Source organism: Thiobacillus denitrificans (assembly GCF_001530125.1).
GTDB lineage: Bacteria > Pseudomonadota > Gammaproteobacteria > Burkholderiales > Thiobacillaceae > Thiobacillus > Thiobacillus denitrificans_C.
On sequence record NZ_LDUG01000018.1, the window covers coordinates 117,787 to 139,055 of the forward strand.

The 21,269-nt window shown below is 60.5% G+C and carries 22 protein-coding genes and 1 pseudogene; 11 read left to right on the plus strand and 12 right to left on the minus strand.

Annotation, left to right across the window (positions count from 1 at the left end; translation table 11 throughout):
• Window positions 1-10 precede the first annotated feature (10 nt).
• The 4 genes and pseudogenes from ABW22_RS05840 to ABW22_RS05850 form a co-directional block, all read right to left on the minus strand.
• Complete coding sequence (locus tag ABW22_RS05840; RefSeq protein WP_059753124.1) at window positions 11-436, minus strand: hypothetical protein; 426 nt, start codon at window positions 434-436, stop codon at window positions 11-13.
• A gap of 199 nt (window positions 437-635) precedes the next feature.
• Entirely contained in the window at window positions 636-1,106 is a 471-nt protein-coding gene (locus ABW22_RS18310; protein WP_059753127.1) for a glycine zipper 2TM domain-containing protein, read from the minus strand.
• A gap of 91 nt (window positions 1,107-1,197) precedes the next feature.
• Window positions 1,198-1,509, minus strand: a pseudogene (locus ABW22_RS18420) (beta/gamma crystallin-related protein); the annotation flags it as partial.
• A gap of 150 nt (window positions 1,510-1,659) precedes the next feature.
• Complete coding sequence (locus ABW22_RS05850; RefSeq protein ID WP_157648562.1) at window positions 1,660-1,902, minus strand: beta/gamma crystallin-related protein; 243 nt, start codon at window positions 1,900-1,902, stop codon at window positions 1,660-1,662.
• 312 nt (window positions 1,903-2,214) lie between these two features.
• Between ABW22_RS05850 and ABW22_RS05855 the strand changes: the two genes are divergently transcribed.
• From ABW22_RS05855 to cls, 3 genes are all read left to right on the plus strand, one after another.
• A complete protein-coding gene (locus ABW22_RS05855; RefSeq protein WP_059753132.1) occupies window positions 2,215-2,499 on the plus strand; it encodes a collagen-like protein in 285 nt (94 codons plus the stop codon).
• Between the two features lie 31 nt (window positions 2,500-2,530).
• Complete coding sequence (locus ABW22_RS16715) at window positions 2,531-2,683, plus strand: DUF3309 family protein (protein ID WP_419184918.1); 153 nt, start codon at window positions 2,531-2,533, stop codon at window positions 2,681-2,683.
• A gap of 65 nt (window positions 2,684-2,748) precedes the next feature.
• Complete coding sequence (cls, locus tag ABW22_RS05860) at window positions 2,749-4,167, plus strand: cardiolipin synthase (RefSeq protein WP_237763245.1); 1,419 nt, start codon at window positions 2,749-2,751, stop codon at window positions 4,165-4,167.
• Window positions 4,168-4,344: 177 nt separating this feature from the next.
• Here the strand turns inward: cls and ABW22_RS05865 are convergent, their stop codons facing one another.
• The 5 genes from ABW22_RS05865 to ABW22_RS05885 all read right to left on the minus strand — a co-directional run bounded on the left by ABW22_RS05865 (window position 4,345) and on the right by ABW22_RS05885 (window position 8,239).
• Window positions 4,345-4,821 carry a hypothetical protein gene (locus ABW22_RS05865; RefSeq protein WP_059753137.1) on the minus strand — a complete coding sequence of 159 codons (477 nt, stop codon included), beginning with the start codon at window positions 4,819-4,821 and terminating at the stop codon, window positions 4,345-4,347.
• A 211-nt stretch (window positions 4,822-5,032) separates the two neighbouring features.
• On the minus strand, window positions 5,033-5,902 hold the full coding sequence (locus ABW22_RS05870) for a hypothetical protein (protein WP_237763246.1): 870 nt from the start codon (window positions 5,900-5,902) through the stop codon (window positions 5,033-5,035).
• A 506-nt stretch (window positions 5,903-6,408) separates the two neighbouring features.
• Complete coding sequence (locus tag ABW22_RS05875; protein WP_059753141.1) at window positions 6,409-6,621, minus strand: CsbD family protein; 213 nt, start codon at window positions 6,619-6,621, stop codon at window positions 6,409-6,411.
• 290 nt (window positions 6,622-6,911) lie between these two features.
• On the minus strand, window positions 6,912-7,358 hold the full coding sequence (locus tag ABW22_RS05880; protein ID WP_157648563.1) for a hypothetical protein: 447 nt from the start codon (window positions 7,356-7,358) through the stop codon (window positions 6,912-6,914).
• 308 nt (window positions 7,359-7,666) lie between these two features.
• A complete protein-coding gene (locus ABW22_RS05885) occupies window positions 7,667-8,239 on the minus strand; it encodes an NADPH-dependent FMN reductase (protein ID WP_059753146.1) in 573 nt (190 codons plus the stop codon).
• 300 nt (window positions 8,240-8,539) lie between these two features.
• Here ABW22_RS05885 and ABW22_RS05890 point away from each other — a divergent pair, with 300 nt between their 5' ends.
• The 4 genes from ABW22_RS05890 (at window position 8,540) to ABW22_RS05905 (ending at window position 11,911) form a co-directional block, all read left to right on the plus strand.
• Window positions 8,540-9,013, plus strand: a complete 474-nt coding sequence (locus tag ABW22_RS05890) for a CHRD domain-containing protein (RefSeq protein ID WP_059753149.1) — start codon at window positions 8,540-8,542, stop codon at window positions 9,011-9,013.
• A 24-nt stretch (window positions 9,014-9,037) separates the two neighbouring features.
• Window positions 9,038-10,573, plus strand: coding sequence for a PQQ-dependent sugar dehydrogenase (locus tag ABW22_RS05895; protein ID WP_082708574.1), 1,536 nt, complete (start codon window positions 9,038-9,040; stop codon window positions 10,571-10,573).
• 251 nt (window positions 10,574-10,824) lie between these two features.
• Window positions 10,825-11,655, plus strand: a complete 831-nt coding sequence (locus tag ABW22_RS05900; protein ID WP_237763247.1) for an extracellular solute-binding protein — start codon at window positions 10,825-10,827, stop codon at window positions 11,653-11,655.
• A gap of 73 nt (window positions 11,656-11,728) precedes the next feature.
• Window positions 11,729-11,911 carry a DUF305 domain-containing protein gene (locus ABW22_RS05905; RefSeq protein WP_157648564.1) on the plus strand — a complete coding sequence of 61 codons (183 nt, stop codon included), beginning with the start codon at window positions 11,729-11,731 and terminating at the stop codon, window positions 11,909-11,911.
• A 56-nt stretch (window positions 11,912-11,967) separates the two neighbouring features.
• Here the strand turns inward: ABW22_RS05905 and ABW22_RS05910 are convergent, their stop codons facing one another.
• The 3 genes from ABW22_RS05910 to ABW22_RS05920 form a co-directional block, all read right to left on the minus strand.
• The gene (locus tag ABW22_RS05910; RefSeq protein ID WP_059753158.1) at window positions 11,968-12,492 is read right to left on the minus strand and encodes a hypothetical protein; all 525 of its coding nucleotides are present in this window, start codon (window positions 12,490-12,492) and stop codon (window positions 11,968-11,970) included.
• Window positions 12,493-12,664: 172 nt separating this feature from the next.
• The gene (locus ABW22_RS05915) at window positions 12,665-13,735 is read right to left on the minus strand and encodes a flavodoxin family protein (protein ID WP_059753160.1); all 1,071 of its coding nucleotides are present in this window, start codon (window positions 13,733-13,735) and stop codon (window positions 12,665-12,667) included.
• 70 nt (window positions 13,736-13,805) lie between these two features.
• Entirely contained in the window at window positions 13,806-15,128 is a 1,323-nt protein-coding gene (locus ABW22_RS05920; RefSeq protein ID WP_059753163.1) for a cation:proton antiporter, read from the minus strand.
• Between the two features lie 379 nt (window positions 15,129-15,507).
• Here ABW22_RS05920 and ABW22_RS05925 point away from each other — a divergent pair, with 379 nt between their 5' ends.
• From ABW22_RS05925 to ABW22_RS05945, 4 genes are all read left to right on the plus strand, one after another.
• Window positions 15,508-17,616 carry a catalase gene (locus ABW22_RS05925; RefSeq protein WP_059753165.1) on the plus strand — a complete coding sequence of 703 codons (2,109 nt, stop codon included), beginning with the start codon at window positions 15,508-15,510 and terminating at the stop codon, window positions 17,614-17,616.
• A gap of 274 nt (window positions 17,617-17,890) precedes the next feature.
• The gene (locus tag ABW22_RS05930; protein WP_059753170.1) at window positions 17,891-18,715 is read left to right on the plus strand and encodes an alpha/beta fold hydrolase; all 825 of its coding nucleotides are present in this window, start codon (window positions 17,891-17,893) and stop codon (window positions 18,713-18,715) included.
• Between the two features lie 148 nt (window positions 18,716-18,863).
• A complete protein-coding gene (locus ABW22_RS05935; RefSeq protein ID WP_059753173.1) occupies window positions 18,864-20,216 on the plus strand; it encodes a hypothetical protein in 1,353 nt (450 codons plus the stop codon).
• 498 nt (window positions 20,217-20,714) lie between these two features.
• Window positions 20,715-21,269, plus strand: a 555-nt coding sequence (locus ABW22_RS05945; RefSeq protein WP_157648574.1) for a DUF1566 domain-containing protein, incomplete at its 3' end; no start/stop codon positions are given.

Genomic DNA, 21,269 nt, shown 5'->3' on the forward strand with positions numbered 1-21,269 from the left:
CGCCAGCGGCTTAATGACCACGACCCTGGCCGTGATCGTTGTCGTGGCGGTCGTTCTTCTTGCCGCGATGATTGTCACGGCGGTCGTCGCGGCGATCACGATGTTGTTTCTGGTATTGCGGAACGTACTGGCGGTCATACCAGCTGTTTTGCACAAAGTAGACCCGCTCACCGCAGGCGTTGTACTTGCCGCAGTGTTTGCGCCAGTTCTTGGCGTGGCCAGGAGGTACGTTCAGGTAGATCGGCGGGCGGTTCACCGATACCCGCTGGATGACGCGCGGCTCCCGATAGATGATTTGCGGCGGCGGATAGCCACCAATGTCGATCTGGCCGTAGAAGCCGGGTTGGCCGATGCTGATGGACACCCCGACGTCGGCCGCGAGTGCCGGAACGGTGGCGACGGCCAGTGCTGCTGCGAAGAAGAGTAAACGTTTCATATTGGATCTCCTGTGATTATTCATCATTCCAGTGTGTCACACTGCCTGCGATAAGACTACGTGAACGCTGCCATCAACTCTGTACGCTGGCGCGCATAGCCGGTTATTGCCGAGTTGATGAACGTACCCGGCGTGACTGGTGGGGTCAATGCAATACGGCCCCAAAGAGCCACCGTGCGCTGTCTGTTGCGTCAAGGCATTATGGCCCGGGCTCACCCTGCTCGTTGACGCTCACGGTGGGTCCGGGAGGCGCGGTCATCTGCATGCGATGCGCCTGGCCGCGGAAATTGTAGGTGACATCCCAGTAATCGGGATTGGCTTGGCTGGGCGCACTTTCGCAGCGCTGGACGTCCCGGGTTTGTACCGGTTGCTCGCTGCCGCCGCGACCGACGTTGGCGCCCACTGCGGCCCCCGCGACAGCCCCGCCGGCCGTGGCGATATCCTGCCCCCGTCCGCCGCCGACCTGATGACCCAGAATGCCGCCGATGATGGCGCCGGCAATCGCGCCGGGAACGTTAACGCTGCGTCGCTCCTGCGCGACTTCTTCGCGCTCGACCCAGCATCGCTGCTCGGGTGTGCCGAGCAGCGCGCGCACCGACGTGACGTTCGCCTCGTACAGCCGCTCGTTGTTGCGACGATGGAAGATAGCCCGCAATAGGCGCTGGCGCATAGCGATGATCGTCGACGCGCGCGTTGATGTTTACGGCCCGTACCGATGAAATCTGGTTGTTCAAACCCATCGCGGCCAGCGATGGATACTTGCCCGGACGCAGGACGGCGCAGCGACCGCTGAAGCGCTTGTCTTCGCACACCTCCCAGTGGTTGTTGCGCACTACAACCGACGAGGCGTGGTTATTGAAGGCTCTTTCATCGTTATTTGTTGGTATTGGCCAGCGCTGTGGGCGGGGCGCCCTCGCCCCGATTTGCGCACCGTCGCAACCGCCACGGCATCGGCCCGGGGGCGGGCCTCCTACAACAGCACACCCCTGGCGGCGAGGCCTTTTGGTATTGGCCAGCGCTGTGGGCGGGGCGCCCTCGCCCCGATTTGCGCACCGTCGCAACCACCACGGCATCGGCCCGGGGGTGGGCGTGCGTGGTTGTTGCCGACGCGTCGGCTTTTACAACCACGGCCTCCTCCTTGCGGGGGCTCCTACAACAGCACCCCCTGGCGGCGAAGCCTTGTCGCCTTTGCGCCTTGCGGCGCATCGAGGCTGAAGCCGCTCCTACGGCGGCGCCTGCGGGATGCCAAAGGACAGGGGCTTCATCAGGGGGCAAGACATGACTTCAACAACCAACAGTGACATAGCCTTATTGAAGCCATGGCGGGAAAAGTTGTTGACCGGTTTCTCCGTGGTGAAAGATCGGCCTTCAAAGCCTTGACGTTCGTAAAAGGTGACCTGTGCGGCCGCTTGCGAGGCAAGCACCACGCAGGCCATCGCCAACGCGATTCTGAATAGTGCATTCATTGCTGACGCCTGTAAGAGGGGATGTGTAAGCCGGAACCCGTGTCGAACCGGGGGATTTGATCCTGACGCTCGACACATCCGAACCATCAATATGGCGCGCCATCGAGTCCGGGTCTGTTCGCGAGCGTACATAGCGGGATCATTGACCGCCCCCCGCAATAAATTGCCTCTATGTTCGCCAGCGCACTGAACTGTGCGTGACATTCACTTATGCTGTTGATCTACCGGGTGCGACATCCAAGTCGAGCCGGTTTGCTCACGGACGGCTTGATGCCCTTCGTGCCACGATTGACCACTTCAAAAGGATTGACCATGAACCATACGCTACTGATTTCCGCACTGCTCGCAACGCTCAGCCTGGCCGCCTGTGACCGACCGACTGTCGTCAATGTGCCCGCCACGCCCGTCGCGCCCGTCGCGGTTCCCGGTCCAGCGGGTCCACAGGGCGAAACCGGCAGCCAGGGCGCAACCGGCTATCAGGGCGAAACCGGCAGCCAGGGCGCAACCGGCTATCAGGGCAACGAGGGTGCCCAGGGCGAGACCGGCAAGACCGGCGACGGCAGCACGGTGATCGTGGTGCCGGCCGAAGCGAACTGAATCCACTCATCCATTCGAGGAGCGCCGCATGTTGGGAACTATACTGTTGGTCGTCCTGATCCTGATGCTGCTCGGCGCCGTTCCGCGCTGGTCGCATAGCAAGAATTGGGGCTACGGTCCCAGTGGCGGTCTGGGTTTGGTGTTGGTCATCGTCATCGTGCTGCTGTTGCTGGGGAAGTTGTGACGGGTCGTCCCGCTCTGCGGTTTGGCTGATTCGGCCATGCACGATGCCCTGTTGATGGAGAGTTGATGTTTTCATCGGTCTTGAAATCGGCGCGCCGGATGTCGCACCTGTGGTATTGGCTGGCCGTGTGCGTGTTCGGCCTGTTCGGCATGGCTGCTTGCAGCAGCCTGCCGACCATCGTTCCCGACCTGGAGCGACGCCCCGGCCCGCCCGCGCAACTTGAAGGCGCGGGCGGGCCGCTATCGGCTGCGCACAGCAAGGCGATTCTCGACCGGTTGGAAGGCAGCGGCCAGAACACCGGCCTCTTCGAGCGCCACCTGGCGCTCGAAGAGGCCATCGTCGGCAGCCCGCTGACTACCGGCAACCAGGTACGGTTGCTGCAGGACGGCCCGGCCACTTACCAGGCGATGTACGCAGCCATCATGGCGGCCCGGGACCATATCAACATGGAGACTTACATCCTCGACGACGACGAGGTCGGCCAGCGCTTTGCGCAGGCCCTCATCGCCAAGCAGGGGCAGGGTGTGCAGGTCAATCTCATTCGTGACAGCGTAGGCACCCTCGGCACGCCGGCGGCCTTCTTCCAGCAACTGACCGACAGCGGCATCCAGGTGCTCGAATTCAACCCCATCAACCCCTTGATGTCACGCAAGGAATGGAGCTTGAATCAGCGCGACCACCGCAAGCTGCTGATTGTCGACGGGCACACGGCGTTTCTCGGCGGCATCAACATCAGCAGCGTCTATTCCGGCGGCTCGTTCAGCCGTCGCTCACGTCAGCGGCCCGACGGCGGCGTGGCGTGGCGCGACACCGACCTGCAACTGCAGGGGCCAGTGGTGGCCGAGTTGCAGAAATTGTTCCTCGCGACCTGGGAAAGCCAGAAGGGCGAGCCGCTGCCCGAGAAGAACTATTTTCCGCCCCCCGAGCACGCGGGCCCGCACGTGGTGCGCGCGATCGGCAGTTCGCCCGACGAACCCTTCAGCCTGATTTATGCCACGCTGCTCTCGGCTATCACCAGCGCTGAAGTCAGCGTGAATATCACCAACGCGTATTTCGCCCCCGACCCGCAGTTGCTCGACGTGCTCGAAGCGGCCGCCCGGCGCGGCGTCGACGTGACCCTGATCCTGCCGAGCCAGACCGACTCCTGGCTGGTGTTCCACGCCGGACGTAACTACTACGACCGGCTGTTGCGCGCAGGGGTGAAAATCCATGAACGGCAGGGTTTGATCCTGCATTCCAAAACCGCGCTGATCGACGGCGTCTGGGCCACGGTTGGCTCGACCAACCTCGACTGGCGCAGTTTCCTGCATAACTACGAGTTGAACGCGGTGGTGCTGGGGCCGGCGTTTGGCAAACAGGTGCAGGCGATGTTCGACAAGGATCTGGCGGCGTCCGAGACCATCACGCTCGAACAGTGGCAGCGCCGTGCGCTCGACCTGCGCGTGAAGGAATGGTTTGCCCGGGTCTGGGAATACTGGTTGTAAGCCCTGGCTTTTTCACCGCAAGAAATTCAGGATCAGCGTTACCTTAGGAAGCGCTGACATATTCCGTCATCGCGAGGCCCGCAAGGCCGTGGCGATCCAGCGTTCGTTGATTCCGCTGGCATTCTGGATTGCTTCGCTGCGCTCGCAATGACAAATAATGAATGATTCAGCGTCTCCTTAACTGCCACCCCGCGCAAGCGCGCGGTCGATCTTGTCGTCCATCTCGCCGACCAGGGCGGCCAGGCTGTTGGTGGCCTCGTCGATGGATTGCTTCGTCGACTGCGCCACCGTGTCCATGCGCGTGTCGACCGCCAGGATCACACCGCGCAATTGCGCAAACTCCTGCTCGATCTGCGTGCGCAGTTCATTGATGCGCGAGGTTTCGGCACTTTCCGCAAGTTTCCGCTGTGCCTGCAGCTCCTGATTGTGGCGGCGCGACTCCATCAACATGTTCGTGCGCAGCGCCAGGGCATAGAAGACGAAAAGTGCCACCAGAACCAGCGTGACGCCAAGCAGGATCACCCCCAGCGGACCCTCGATATCGAATGCCACGAATGACAGCGTGGTGGGTGCGATGAGTACCGGCCAGTTGACCAGGGTGAAAACCCCCAACAGAATCAATGCCACCAGGATGATTGCGCCTAGAAAATTCATGATGTTCCCTTTCATTAATTAAAGGATGTACTTGTCAAAGTGTAGATATGGGCTTCGGCATCGGCTTGACCGACCGCCTCCGCAGATAAAACCCGTTCAACATCGAACCCATTCTTCCCCGGGCTGATCAGTCGTCGTTTTCGTTCAGACCTGTCCTTGTGTAAGCGGGCGGGGCATTTTCCACGCTGCACGATGGCGGCTGCAATACACATTATTGCGATGTCTGCTGACGCAGATATTCACTCCGTTTCATGTTCATATAGACGGATTGGCTTACTTCGCGCAATTGGCGGGGGTATTGCTCGGTGGCGGTGAACCAGCTGTGCAGGCGTTTCTGGATCTGCATAGACGGCGGCTTGGCCAATGCGCCAAGATAAGCGTCGATGGCGAGGTAATAGCGCATGGTATTGCGTTCCGCCACGCCACGCATGCCCCTGATGTATTCGGGCTGGCCGCTGGATTGTTTGCCGGTCCGGGTGAAGCCCACCTTGCCGCTTCCAATGGTGGCGAGGTAGGTCTTCATGGCCAGTCGCCCAGCCAATCCGTAATCATACGAATAGGTCAGATGCAGAAAGGTCTGGCCGTTTCCAACCGGCACCGCCTGCAGCAGGATGAGATAGTTGCGGGTGCTCAGCGGCCCCTCCTGCGCATTGAGCTGGATCACCAGGTAATTCGCTGTCGCCGCGGCGACGCGATAGGTGAACTCGATGGGGAAGGCATCCTTGATGGGCTGGGGGGTTTTCTTGCCGATGTAGATCGTCAGGGCCGAGCGGGCCTCATCGGTCGTGGCACGGCAGTACTTGGTGTTGATATGCAGAATCAGCACATCGCACCATTGCTCCGGGCTGTTGAGTGCCGCGCTGACCGTGGAGAACGGGTAATCGACCAAGGCGTAGATATCGCCTTTCAACTCGTTGGACGATTCAGCAGAGTCGAGGGCCAGCGCTCGACGAAACGGGTTGTTCCGGAGGCGCTCATCCAGGGACGCATATTTGGCGTGGAGCGATGCGGCGGAATGTGTGTCCGGCACGGAGGCAAAGGCCAGCCCCGCGCTGGAAAACGCGATCCAGGCCAGGAGCACCCTTGTCAGCCAAGCCAACTGATTTTTCCGGAATGCGTGCACATCGGTATAGGCCTTATGTTTGCCTTGGCGATTACGGCCATGATCGCGTCATGTTGCCGTGGCGGTCGCTCTGCTTGCCGCGATGATCGTCGCGGTGGCCATCAGCAGCTTGCCATGAGGAGTGCGCGGAGGTGACGCCCCGGGTGCGCCTGTCCACACTGTCATGCAGCTCACCACGGTCCCTGCATCAACCGGAGATGCTGCTTCACGCGTAGATTGCCTTCCCAGCCGCAGTCCATCGAACGGCAGCGGTAGCGGCTGACCGAGATGAACATGCTCATGAGCAAATCAACGAACCGGCGCGGCACGCGGATCGCAGGGCCGTTGCAGCGGGGGCATGCGCACCCGGGAGAGGAATAGCCCGTGTCGTTAGGACGTCTGTAGCTTGCCATGAAGGGCTTTCAAGAAAGTGTCTGTCCCGCTCACGCTGCGCGTGACGCAGCGTGAGCGGGACAGGCGGAACATTAGACGCGGTCGTCCTTGTTCTGCGCTTCAAAGTCCTTGATCTGCTTTTCGGCTTCGTCCTTCGTGATGCCGTACGACTCCTGGATCTTGCCCATCAGCTGATCGCGCTTGCCGGCAATCACATCGAGGTGATCGTCGGTAAGCTTGCCCCACTTTGTTTTCACCTTGCCCTTGAACTGCTTCCAGTTGCCTTCCACGATATTCCAGTCCATCTCAATCTCCTTTGGTTGGGGCCCCGACTGACGGAATTGCCAATCGGACATCCTGTGTTGCAGTTGGCCTCTCGCCACGTGTGCACCTCGCGCAGCGACTGCTGCAGAAGGAAAGGGCTGGAAACCGCCTGGACCGCTTTTATAGAATCATCTGACTAAAGTGCAAGGCTAGTCGCATGCTCAGACGCAGTCTGTACGGTGGCGTACGTAGTGCGACGTTCGGTGATGGCCTTGGTGTGGTATCGGGAGGCCCGCACTGTCCGGGAGCGCGAGCCTGATGAAGGAACGACTCAGGCCTTCGGAACCCACAGAATGCACCAGCCATCGGGGCTGATCTGGCCCTCGACCACCTTGCAGGTATTGGACTCGGCGATGAAATGCAGGCAACCGTCGCATTTCTGGTCACCCTTCGGCTGAGCCTGGTACTGCACGCTTGCCTGTGACGCTTTCACCGGCTCTGCCGGCGCGGCAGCGTCTGGGCTGGTGGCTGGAGAGTCGGTTGGGGCCGGGGCGGCACCGGTTGCGTTTTCGCCTTTCTTTGAATCACAGCCAAAAAGTGCGGCTGGCAGCAACAGGCCACACCCCACCGCCAATGCACCGCGCAGCACCACCCTGCGCGGCGGGATCCCTTCCTTTACTTCGCCATTGAACGGTTTTCTGTGGCCTTCATCGATATCTGTGTTCATGTCAAACCCCTCTGGTTCTGGACCTGCCTGGCGGAATTGCCAATCAAGCATCCTTTGTCGCAACCGGCTTCTCGCCACGTATGCACCTCGCGCAGCGCCAAGCTGCAGAAAAAGTAGTGTGAAAACCACTCGTATACTTTTATAGAATCTTCCGATGAAAGAACAAGGCAATCCACCTCCTCAGGCGCATTTTGTGCGGCGACATACCTAGGGCGACGTTCGGTGACGGCCCTGTTTCGATACCCGGATGCTCGCACTACCCGGGGCGCGAGAACCACGCCCGTTCGTAGGTAGACGGCAGGCTGGCTGAGCAACTCCGGATAGTTCATGGCGTAGCCAGTAAGCGGGAATTGACAAACTCAACCGGCTTGGATTTTGCTTTCCCGATTGATTTTTGCTAGCTGCACCAGTGCCCCCAGGAGCTTCTTAATGTGCTGACGGGTCGGCTCATCGGTCAGCCTGCCGTCCGGGTCAAACCGCTGTGCGGCATTGCCGATCATCACTTCCGGTTGATTGACCACGGGCATGTCCAGCGTGACGAGGATTTGCCGCAGATGGTATTGGGCGCGGGCCGTGCCCAGGCCACCGGTAGAAGCCCCCATCACCGCCGCCGGTTTGCCCGTCCAGGCGCTCTCGCCATAGGGCCGCGAGGCCCAGTCGATGGCGTTCTTGAGCACGCCGGAAACCGAATAGTTGTACTCCGGCGTGGCGAACAGGATGGCATCGACGGCCAGAATCCGTCGCTTGAATTCAAGCACGGCAGCCGGCAGCGCCATTTCGGTGTCCTGATTGAAGACTGGAATGCCATGGAGTTCAACCAGATTCAGCACCACGTCGTCCGGCACCAGTTCCTGCGCCGCCTTGAGTGCTAAATGGTTGTAGGAGTCTTTGCGCAGACTCCCCACGATGCCTAGAATAATTATCTCGTCCATTCAAAACTCCTTGTCCTGATTCGGTAAAGGATGTCAGCACACCAGGCACTGCGCTGTGCGCCAGCGCACATAGGGCAACCGGTGGCCTGTGTGTGTTACCGAACGGAATGGAAACCGCTCCCGGTGCATCGTGCATGCTTGCCTGTGGCGTTTTAGCACTTCGCTTGTGCGCCCGCTCAGATATCGGTTGAACGGTGTCCGACCGGGCGATGTAGACGGGCCTCCTCCGTCAACCGGATAAAGCGCTTTCTCAGGCGTCCGTCACCGGTGCGCCTTTCCTGTGTTTTTCGAGGAGCCAACATGAACACTCCATCCAAATCCATTACGAGCCTGCTGAGTCGGGTGGCCCCGCTTGCCCTGCTGCGCCTGTCCTCTGCAAACCTGTACGCCCAGCAGGCCATGTCGATTTCCCTGAATGGCGCCGCCGAGGTGCCGCCAGTGGCCACTTCAGCGACGGGGTCGGGGCAGATCACGGTGTTTACTGACCACAGGGTGAGTGGCCGCATCAAGACTTCCGGATTTGTCCCGACGATGGCGCATATTCATGAGGGCGCCGTCGGGAAAAACGGCCCGCCGATCATTACCCTGACCCAAACCGCTAACGACAGCTTTGTCGTCCCCGCCGGTGCCAGGCTAACTGACGCGCAGTACACGAGTTTCACGGCCGGCGAGCTTTACGTCAATGTGCACAGCGCGCAGTACCCGAATGGTGAAATCCGGGCGCAGTTGCTGCGTACGGAAACAGACGGTACTCCGACGCGCGCGGATTACTGACCCGCATCACCTCGAGGAGAAATCATGAGCCTGGTAACCATCCTGTTGATCGTTCTGATCCTGATGCTGATCGGCGCCATTCCGACCTGGCCGCACAGCAAGAACTGGGGCTACGGACCCAGTGGTGGGTTGGGTGGTGATCATCGTCATCTTGCTGCTGTTGCTGGGACTGCTGTGAAGGGTCGTTGCCGCTCCACGGTCAGGTTGGTGCGACCGCGCTCGTGTGCGCTCTTGTTTGGCGTGGTGGTTTTGGCACTTGCCGCCTGTGGTGGCGTGGCCACGCTGCCGATCTCGGCCGGTACCGGGCCACAGCCCACGCTGCCGCCACCCCAGCAGACGCTGATTCCGACCGTGAACATCGCGCCCGCCAAGGGCTGGCCGCCCGGTGCGACGCCGCAGGCGGCACCGGGCACGCGCGTGACCGCGTTCGCTCGCGGCCTCGACCACCCGCGTTGGCTGCATGTGTTGCCTAACGGCGATGTGCTGGTGGCGGAGACCAATACGCCGCCCAAGCCAGACGACGCCAAGGGCATCAAGGGTTGGCTGATGGGCCTGGTGATGAAGCGGGCGGGCGCTGCCGTGCCCAGTGCCAATCGCATCACGCTGCTGCGCGATACCGATGGTGACGGCGTGGCAGATCTGCGCTCGGTATTGCTGGCAGGCTTGAGCTCGCCTTTCGGTATGGCGCTGGTGGGCAATAGTCTCTATGTGGCCAACTCCGACGCGGTGCTGCGCTTTCCCTACGCCGCTGGCGACACGCGTATTACCGCGCCCGGCATCAAGGTAGTGGATCTGCCTGCTGGCCCGATCAATCATCACTGGACCAGGAACCTCATCGCGAGCCCGGACGGAAGCAAGCTCTACGTGACCGTCGGCTCGAACAGCAACGTGGCTGAGCGTGGCATGGCAGTGGAGGCGGAGCGCGCCGCTATCTGGGAGGTGGATATACAGAGCGGTGCACACCGCATCTTTGCGTCCGGCCTGCGCAACCCGAACGGCCTGGCCTGGGAGCCTCACAGCGGCGCATTGTGGACGGTGGTGAACGAGCGCGACGAGTTGGGCAGCGACCTGGTTCCCGATTACCTGACCTCGGTGCGCGACGGAGCCTTCTACGGCTGGCCTTACAGCTACTACGGCCAGCATATCGACGAGCGCGTGAAGCCGCAGCGGCCCGAACTGGTGGCCCGCGCGATTGCACCGGACTACGCCCTGGGCCCGCACACCGCGCCGCTGGGCCTGGCGTCTTCAATCGGCACCACGCTGTCCGCAGAATTCGCAAACGGCATGTTCATCGGCCAGCATGGCTCGTGGAACCGCCGGCCGCATAGCGGCTACAAGGTGATCTTCGTGCCCTTCGAAAACGGCAAACCTGCTGGTTCGCCCATCGATGTGCTGGCCGGTTTTCTCAGTGAGGCAGGCAATGCCTACGGCCGCCCGGTCGGTGTGGCGCTGAACAAGCAAGGCGCGTTGCTGGTGGCCGACGATGTGGGTAATATAATCTGGCGCGTGAGCGGGGGGCGCCAAGCTCAAGGGTGGCAAGCATGGCACCGTTGCATATAGGTCATTGGCCAGCTTTGCCTGACCGGCTGCTGCCGATGCCGATGCCGCTTGTCGCCTGAGGCGGCAATTCATTCACCGCTCTGTTCGCTGTCGCACTGACAGCCAGCGCCAAGGTGGAGACAATGATGAGCAACGGCGGGGCGTGCTCATTCTCCGGGAAAGATCCGCTCCCGACGTCCCATCACCTGTCGGTCCGCCCATGCGGTGAGCATTGTGAGCAACTATTTTCGTTCAACCAAGGAGAGAAAGCCATGAAAGCCAGCGTAGCAAGCAGCGACCGCATGACCCACATTTTGATTATGGCGGCAACATTTCTGCTGTTATTAACCGCATTCGGCACGCACCAGGCCTCCGCCCAAACGAGCGCGGGTCTACGCGTCTACGGTCCGGGAGGCCCCGCACCTGCCATGAAGGAAGCCGCGAAGGCATTTGAACAGAAAACCGGAACACCTGTTGTTGTAACGGCCGGACCTACTCCAGAGTGGCTCGAACAGGCGAAGCGCGACGCGGACTTGATCTACAGTGGGTCAGAAACCATGATGACCGACTTTGCCCAGGCGATGGAGGCTCAAATCGATGAGACGCGCGTCGAGCCACTCTACCTGCGTCCTTTTTCGATCCTGGTGCGTCCCGGAAACCCCAAGAACATTAAAGGATTGCGTGATTTGTTTCGTCCTGGCTACCGTGTCATGGTCGTCAATGGCGCCGGCCAGAATGGCGTGTGGGAGGATGCCGCCGGTCGTCAGGGCGATATCAAGTCAGTGCGCGCACTCCGTAAAAACATCGTGAAATACGCCAAAAACAGCGCCCTGGCCAAGCAGGCATGGATCGATGATCAGTCAGTGGACGCCTGGCTCATCTGGAATATCTGGCAGGTGGCCAACCCGACCCTGGCCGATGTCGTGCCCATCGAAAAAGATTATGTGATCTATCGGGACACCGGCATCGTCGTGACCAAAAAGGGGGACTCGAGCCCGGCGGCGAAGCAGTTCATGGACTTTTTGAAATCCCCGAACGGCGCGGAAATTTTCCAGAAATGGGGATGGATGACGAGTGCAAACAAGGGCGCATCCAAAAAATAGCCCGGGAAAATGCCCGCATGGATGACACCGTTGCACACGGGTCATTTGCTGATTTTTGCTGGGAGCGATGTTGATGAAGATGCACCATCAGCAAGGCGTGGCGTTGGCGAAAATGGAACTTGCGCACGGAAAATCGCCCGCCTTGACAGTAATGGCAAGGCAGATCATTGCAGCGCAGAAGAAGGGAATCGCCCAGCTCGAACGGTGGGCTCGAACATTGGCTCGCCAAGCAGAAGTGGCCGCGCCAGCGGCATGATGCATGCCGCTGGCGGCGCTATAGGCACGACGTCGATGGCGGCGGAATGGCGGCGCTCACACAGCGCTGATGTCCTTGCTGTCGCCGACCGAAGCCTGGATGACTTCGCGTGCGATCGCCGTCTCCTGCGTCGTCCGGGTCTCCACCACCAGCACGACCTGGCCGCTGGCGATTGCATCGCCGACCAGATCCGACAACCATCCTTCCTTCTTTTCGGGGCCGGCCGAGGCACCGGCCGCGGCGCCGACCAAACCGCCGAGGCTGGCACCCCATCCCAGCATCACAAGAGGCGCGATCAATGGACTGGCGATGAACAGACTTACGTTTGCCACCGCCAGCGCCACGCTCCCCAGCGCGCCGATGCCGGTGCCCACCGCAGCTCCGATGGTGCCGTCTACGATAACGTCCTTCAGGACTTCATTGCTGCCTTCATTCAGCGCGGCGTCAGACGAAGCCGGGTCGGATGCGAAGATATGCAGGCGTTCGCGCAGCAGCCCCCGCTCGACGAGCCTGGAAAACACGCTTTCGGCTTCTTCGCTGTGGGCAAAAAAGCCCGAAACGTGGTGGCGGTATTGGTCCATGTGATTTCTCCTGGGGGGGGCCCGTTCGAGACGGAAAATTTCAAGCTTATCCGGTGGGCGCCGAAGCGTCTGTACGCTGTCGTACGGATGCGATGGGCAATCCGGGATCAGATTCGAACCGGAATTAATGGAAGCGAAAGCAGGCGCTGCCGCCGCCCCCGGCGTGATGAACTTACTTTGGTCGTGGACGCGACAGCTTCGGCTGCACCGCCTGGAGGCGGCCGGCACGCAACTCGACCACGGCCTTCGCCACCGCACGCGCCACATTACGCGCTTCTTCCTGCACGGGTTCATCCCGGTCCAGGCTGTCGTGGCTGGTCGCATACGGCTCGTAGTAGCCGATGAAACGGTCCAGTCGCGCCTGCGCACCCGCGTCGATGAAACCCATCCAGTCGAGCCAGTCCGACAGGGCGCGGCGCGCGTCTTCGATCCCGGCCACGTCACCGTGGACGATCAACCCGTAGGCGCGCCCTGCCAGATGTTGGGGGTAGTCCCAGCCGGCCATCTCGAGTGCTTTTGCCTTGCCGGGATTCTTGCCCGAGGTCGCGGTGGGATCGGGGTTGCCGCCGTCGGCGCACACCAGGCGGTCGATCATCAGCTTCAACGGGCTGGGGCTCTGGTACCAATACACCGGCGAGACGATGATCACCGCATGGGCGGCGGTCCAGCGCTCGTAGATCTCGGCCATCCAGTCATTGGTCTGGTCGAGCGCGTGGTTGGGGTAGCAACTGCACGGCCAGTTGCACAGGGACATCGCGGTGGACACGCAGCCCTTGCAGGGATGGATCTTGCGGCCGTATTCGGAGCTGAGCAGGCTGAGGTCGAGCACGTCAGCCTGGATGCCGGCCTGCTCCAGGGTTTCGCGAGCGATCCCCAGCAGACGGAAGGTCTTGGACATCTCACCCGGGCAGGTGCCATCGTTGCGTGCCGAGCCGCAGATCAGCAACACCCGGGACGCGCTCGCCGGGTCGGCCCAGCGCAATTGCGCCGCGTCGATGCGCTGTTTCGTGGCGACCCACTCGGAAGATAAGTCGTAGTCCGGATCGGCATATCCCGGGCCCGCTTTCTGTGTGAAGGGGGACTTGCGGTACGCGTTGTAGGCCTGCCAGGCGATCTCTTCGAGGCGCGCAATGGATGTATCTTCGACACGGAACGCCGGGTCGATGAAGGCAGCCCGAAACCGGGTACTGAACTCGGCACGTGCGAGTGGGGCCGGTGCCTGGCCCTTGCGAATCTCAATCATGATGGCCTCCGTGGGGTGCCAAATTTTTCCGCCAAGTTGGCAAGGTTGAGGCGCGGGGATATATCGGTTTTCATGGGGTTTTCCTTGGCAGACGCCTGCGGTATCGCCAAAAGCGGCTCATCAGCGGCTTGACGCTAATGCCGTGGACGAGAATCGAAAGCGAGACCGCGATCAGCGTCAACTGGATCAGATCCAGGGCCAGCTCTTCGGGGAGGCCGTGCTGGATGGCGTACATCAGGTAGTACAGCGAACCGATGCCACGCACCCCGAACCAGCCCACCATGCCGCGTATCGGCCACGCAGTGCGCGTGCCCATCAGGCCGATGAGGACGCTGACCGGGCGCGCCACCATAAACAGGAACAGCGCGAGTCCCACCGCCCGCCAGCTCCAGGAATCGAGAAACAGCGTGCCACCGATTAGCAGGATGAGCATCAATTCCGAGAGCCGCTCCAGATGTTCCTTGAATACCAGCGATCCTCCACTGACGGTCGGCGCGGGATCGTTATCCGGGCATGCGTCTGCCGCTTCCGGTTCGATTTGGTCGGTTTGTGGCCGATCCGGGGAATCTTGAATGGCGGCGGCGAGTTTGAGTTCGGTCTGGCGCAGCGCGACGGCAGCGAAAAAAACCGCCAGAAATCCCCATGCATCGACCAGCACACTCAAGCCGTACACCACCCCGATCAGGCCAAGCCCAAGGAAGTCGTCCATGAGCTTGTGCCGGGGTGGATTGCCGCGCAGTTTCCGCCCCAAATGGGCCAGTGCGGCGCCGGACATGAGTCCGATGGCGATTCCCGCCACCGTGGCCCACAGCACATCGACCAGCGCCCAGCGCAGGCCAAATTCACCGAGCTCGTGCAGTCCGAGCAATCCCATCCCCAGCATCACGAACGGAAAAGCGCTGCCATCGTTCATGCCCGCCTCGCAGGTCAAGGTGAAACGAAGCTGGTCGCGATCACCGGGATGACGGGTCTGGACATCGGTCGCCAACACCGGATCGGTCGGCGCCAGGATTGCGCCCAGCAAGACGCCCGCACCCAGTGGCAGGCCGAGCAGGGTGTAGGCGAAGGCGGCGACCAGCCCGACGCTGACCGCCATGGATACCGATGCCAGCAGAACCGGGGTGCGCCAGCGGGCGAAGCTGAACGGCACGGGCATTTTGACGCCGGCGGAAAACAGCGAAATCAGTACGACCACTTCGGTCAGCACTTCCAGCAACGCCGACTCCTTGAGCGGGTTGAAGTGAAATAGATTGAGCACCGTCGGCCCGACCAGCAGTCCCACCGCCAGATAGACAATGGCCGGGGTGACCGGCAGGCGCTGGAGCATCGGCGCAGTCAAGCCCCTCGCGAGCAGCAGGCCACCCACGAGCAGAAACCATTGTGCGTTAGTCATGGCTCGATCGATTCATTGAGTGTCCAGTATGACGTGACTGTGATGGCTGTATTGCCGGGTAGTGAATTCGCCAGGCATGGCAAGACACCATCGTGCCTTGGGGGGCTGGAGTATTCGATATTTGTGCTTGATCAGTGTCCGACACGTTCAGCGTAATCGAATTCAAAAATTTCTGGTGTACGCCACCGTACAGACGCACGTGTTATGCCCGCCTAAGGTGCAGCAGTGACAAGCGCATTCATTGATGACGCCAAATAGCGGGAAAAAATACATCCTGTTTGACCCGGTGCGGCTTGTCAAAAATCGTCTGCCGCCTATAACTGTTACTCATTACAGCCGCTATCCGGCAGGCCGGCGTGACTCATCCAGGAGATCGATCATGAGCAAAGCAAAGACAACGGGTACTGGGAAACGCAAACAGGCAAAAGGCTCGACCCCGGCCAGAGACACACACCGGGCTGTCGGCGGCGAACTGCACCAGGTCGCGGGTGGCGAGCACCCGGCGCTCACCACCAACCAGGGCCTCGGCCTTTCCGATAACCAAAACTCGCTCAAGGCCAACCCGCGCGGCCCCGCGCTGCTGGAGGACTTCATCCTCCGCGAAAAAATCACCCATTTCGATCACGAGCGGATTCCCGAGCGTATCGTTCACGCGCGCGCGACGGGCGTGCATGGATTCTTCGAGCTGACCGCCTCGTTGAAGCAATACACCAGCGCCAGGATCCTCACCGAGGTCGGCGAGAAGACCCCCGTGTTCACGCGCATCTCGACGGTCGCAGGCGGCGCGGGTTCGGTCGACACCCCGCGTGACATACGCGGGTTTGCCGTCAAGTTCTACACCAAGGAAGGCAACTGGGATTTGGTCGGCAACAACATCCCGGTTTTCTTCATCCAGGATGCCATCAAATTCCCCGACCTCATCCATGCTGTAAAAATGGAACCCGACCGCGGCTTTCCGCAATCGGCGACCGCGCACGACACCTTCTGGGATTTCATATCGCTCACGCCTGAGTCCATGCATACCGTGATGTGGATCATGTCTGATCGCACCTTGCCACGGTCGCTGCGCATGATCGAAGCCTTTGGCGTGCACAGCTTCCGGCTGATCAATGCCGCCGGTGAATCAACCTTCGTCAAATTCCACTGGCGTCCCAAGCTCGGCCTGCAGTCCACCATCTGGGACGAGACCGTCAAAATCTCCGGCGCCGATCAGGATTTCCACCGCCGCGACATGTTCGACGCCATCGCGGCCGGCAATTTCCCCGAGTGGGAATTCGCGGTGCAACTGTTCACGCAGGAACAGGCGGACAGCTTCCCGTTCGACCATCTGGACGCCACCAAGCTAATTCCCGAAGAACTGGTGCCGCTGAAAGTGATCGGCCGCATGGTGCTGGATCGCTGGCCGAACAATTTCTTCGCCGAAACCGAACAGGTCGCTTACTGCCCTTCGCATGTGGTGCCGGGCATCGATTTCTCGAACGATCCGCTGTTGCAAGGCCGTTTGTTCTCCTATCTCGACACCCAGCTTTCGCGACTGGGTTCGCCCAATTTCCACCAGATCCCGGTCAACGCGCCCAAGTGCCCGTTTGCCAACCATCAACGTGACGGACACATGCAGATGGCGCAGCCGGCGGGCCGGGTCGCCTATGAGCCCAACTCCCTGTCCGACAACTCGCCGCGGGAAACGCCCAATGGCTTTCACAGCGCCGCAATCACGGAAACCGGCGAGAAAGGCCGCATCCGCGCCGAAAGCTTCGCCGACCATTACAGCCAGGCGCGGCAGTTCTATCTCAGCCAGACCGCATATGAACAGGCGCATATCGCCTCGGCATTGGTATTCGAGCTTTCCAAGGTCGAGCATCCGCACATCCGCGAAGTCATGGTCGGCCACCTGCTTCATATCGAAAAAGATCTGGCCAAGCGGGTCGCTGCGGGCCTTGGTCTGGACACCCTGCCCGATGCGCCGGTGGCGGCAGCGCCTGTGAAGAAGATGGCGCCATCGCCCGCATTGCAGATCATCGGCAAGATGAAAGCCACGCTCGCGGGGCGCGCGATCGGCATCCTGATCGCGGATGGCTCGGATGGCGCTGTCATCAAGAAAATCAAAAAGGCCGCGATCGATGCAGGCGCCAGCGTGAAAATCATCGCCCCCACTGTGGGCGGCGCGAAGCTGGCCGATGGCACGATGCTGGCGGCAGACGGGCAACTGGCGGGTACGCCATCCGTGCTGTTCGACGCAGTCGCCGTCATCCTTTCCGACAAGGGCGCAAAAGCGCTGTCGATGGAAGGCGCCGCGATCGACTTCGTGCGCGACGCGTTCGGTCACCTCAAGGCCATCGCCATCGACCAGGGCGGCCAGGTGCTTCTGAAAAATGCAAATGTCGGACAGGACGCGGGCGTTGTGGATGCCAACGACAAGAACGCATTTATTGCAGCGGCCAAGACGCGCCAATGGGACCGGGAAAAGTCCGTTCGAACCTTGGCATAAAAGAAATGCAAAAAATCAGGAAAAATTCCAAGTCTGAAAGAAAGGAACAGCGCTATGCGTAACAAAGAAGAAGGGAAGATAGGGTGGATTTTGCTTTGGCTCGTGGGAATCCCGATTCCGATTTTGGTGGTGCTGTATTTCCTGCGTGGATGCACCTGAGGCGGCTCCGTTGAAAAATACCCGCTCACGCAGTGATGGCATTGGGGAACTCACTGGGCTTGCGCCTGCAATAGCGAGGTCGACGACCCCGCCGTTCAAAAAGGAGAGACAAGCAATGAGCACGATCACCACGCAAGACGGTACGCAGATCTATTACAAGGACTGGGGCGCAGGACAGCCCGTGGTGTTCAGCCACGGCTGGCCCCTCAGCTCAGATAGCTGGGAGGCGCAGATGCTGTTTCTGGCCAGCCATGGCTATCGCTGCATTGCCCATGACCGGCGCGGCCATGGCCGTTCGAGCCAGCCCTGGCATGGCAACGAGATGGACACCTTTGCCGACGATCTCGCGGAACTCATCGAAACGCTGGCCCTGAAGGATATCGTGCTGATCGGCTTTTCCATGGGCGGCGGCGAAGTTGCCCGCTATATCGGCCGCCACGGTACCAAGCGATTGGACAGGGCCGCGTTGATCTCCGCCGTCCCGCCGCTGATGCTGAAAACGGCAGCCAATCCCGGCGGCTTGCCGATGGAGAAGTTCGACGAGATACGCCAGGGCGCCATCGCCGACCGCTCGCAGCTCTACCAGGATATCGCCAGCGGCCCGTTCTTCGGCGCCAACCGGCCGGGCGCCAAGGTTTCGCAAGGCATGATCGACTCGTTCTGGCTGCAGGGGATGCAGGCCGGTCACAAGAACACCTTCGACTGCATCAAGGCGTTCTCCGAAACGGATTTCACTGAAGATCTGAAGAAATTTGACGTGCCGACGCTGATCATTCATGGCGACGACGACCAGATCGTGCCGATCGGCGCCGCTGCGCTCAACGCAGCGAAGCTGGTCAAAAACGCGACCCTGAAAATCTACCCGGGCGCCCCCCACGGTCTCGCGAACACACACAAAGACCAACTCAATGCCGACCTGCTTGAATTTATCAGGTTCTGACGGTTGCCCGCACTTCAAAATTCACTACAAACAAATGGCGGAGGGTTTTTCAAAAAATGACTTTTTTCACAACTACGTTAGGTAGTCGGTACAGGAGGGCTGGCCGCCTGAGTATCTAGCCCTCCCTTGACTAAAAGGAGTATGGAACATGAACAAAAAATCACTTTTTGTCGTTGGTGTCGCCATAGTTTTACCCATCATGAGTGTTGCGCAAACTCCCGCTGTCGAAGACTTCCCCACGCTGATAAAACGTCTTCAAGCGGAGAAACCGAAGTTCGCGCAGCGCCAGCAAGCCTTGCTCGCAGAACGCTATGACCTCGCTGACCGGCCGGCCAAGGAAACGAGCATGTCGCGCGGCAAGCCGGTTCAAGATGGGATACGCGTCAAGTTGCCCAGTGGCATGACTTGGGAGAAACTCGCCGCCCTGTCGCCGGAGGAAGTCAAGGCAAAGCAGCTCTGGCCGGCCGGCTTTCTGCCGTTACCGCATCCCCACCATGAAGCGGGCGGCATGATTTTCCCGGAGTTCCTCATCGAGGAAACGAAGAAGCAGAATGATCGTGATTTAACCCGTTTCGACCTCGACTTCGACTTGCCGGATCATTTTCTGCCTGATTTCCCGGCAGCGATCTATCTGACGACGCGGCCGGATCTCGGCGACGTTTCGCAAGGGAAACTGGTAACGCACGCCAACTTCAACGAATTGTTCAAAGACATCCTCAATCCCAAGCAACTCGAAGGATTGCGCATGCTGCTCACGCCGTTTCCCCAACAGCAGTTCAACGCCACCGAAGATCGCCGCAGCTTGAAGGCCTCTCAGGGCGTTGCTTGCTTCGACTGTCACGCCAACGGCCATACCAACGCCGCCACCCACACGGTCGGCGACATTCGGCCCAATGAGCATCGCCATCGGATCGACACACCTTCGCTTCGGGGGGTGAACGTTCAGCGCCTGTTCGGTTCCCAGCGTGCCCTGAAAACCGTGGAGGATTTCACCGAGTTCGAGCAGCGTGCCGCCTACTTTGACGGCATCCCGGCCGACGCGGCGCGAAAAGGCACAAACGTCCTCGAACGCGGCAGCCAGGTGCATTTCATGGCGGAGTTTCAGGCCTTGCTCGACTTCCCACCCGCGCCGAAGCTCGACGTTTTCGGCAAGCTCAATCCCGCCAAAGCCAGCGGGAGTGAAATGCGCGGCCAGAATGTCTTCTTCGGCAAGGGCCAGTGCGCGACCTGCCACACCCCGCCGTACTACACCGACAACCTCATGCACAACTTGAGGGCAGAGCGCTTCTTCAAGACGGTTACGATCAACGGTCGCAAGGCGTCGGCCGACGGCCCGATCAAGACCTTCCCGTTGCGCGGCATCAAAGACTCGCCGCCGTATCTGCACGATGACCGCCTGCTGACGCTGGATGACACGGTGGAGTTCTTCAATCTCGTGTTGGAATTGAAGCTGAATGAACAGGAGAAGAAGGATCTGGTGGCATTCATGCGGGTGCTGTAGGCCACCCTGGCTTGACGGCGAGCATGAGAGGTCGATGATCAAAAAGGGGACAAGCAGTTGGCACGATCACGACGCAAGGCGGTACGCATATCTATTACAAGGACTGAGGGGCCAGCCTGTGGTGGTTCAGCCATGGCTGGCCCTTCAGTGCGGATAGCTGGGAGGCGCAGATGCTGTTTCTGGCCGCCCACGGCTATCGCTGCATTGCCCATGACCGGCGCGGCCATGACCGGCGCGGCCATGGCCGCTCGAGCCAGCCCTGGCATGGCAACGAAATGGACATTATGCCGACGACCTCGCGGAACTCATCGAAACGCTCCTGCTGGAATTTCTTAAGACCTGATTCGTCAACTGCAAAAACACCATGAAAGATTTTGTACAAAATATCGATGGCATCACCGTCAACAATCAAGGATCTAAAAAGCGCCCCGATTGTTAAAAGCCACACACCCAACGTACCGCGATTGATCGGCGTGGGTTAAAACCTGGAATTCACCAATGATGAGCCAAAGCCTGACCGCTTGCCATTATCTGCATACCGGCCAACGCACCTGCCATGCCGACGATGGACGCGAGCTTGCGTGCGAGGGTTCCGGCCAGGACGCCTCGTTTGCCGTCGGCATACCCTGGCCGGAACCGCGCTTCGACGTGCGCGACGACGAGGTCATGGATGGTCTGACCGGCCTGATCTGGTGTCGCAGTGCCGGGCTCGCAGAATTTCCCCTCACCTGGCAGGAAGCGCTCGATTTCGTCGCGGCCATGAACCGCGAGCAGCGCTTCGGCCAGCGCGACTGGCGCATGCCCAATCGCCGCGAATTGCGCAGCCTGCTCAGTCTGCAAACCAAATTTCCTGCGCTGCCTGAGCGACACCCGTTCATCGATGTGTTCAACGGCTGGTACTGGACTTCGACCACGGCGGCCATCAGCCCGGCACACGCCTGGTACGTGGCGCTCGATGGCGCGCGCATGTTTTACGGCGGCAAGGATCAATCCTTCATGCTATGGCCGGTGCGCGGCGAAGGCCTGGGCGTGGTCCCGCGAACGGGCCAAAGC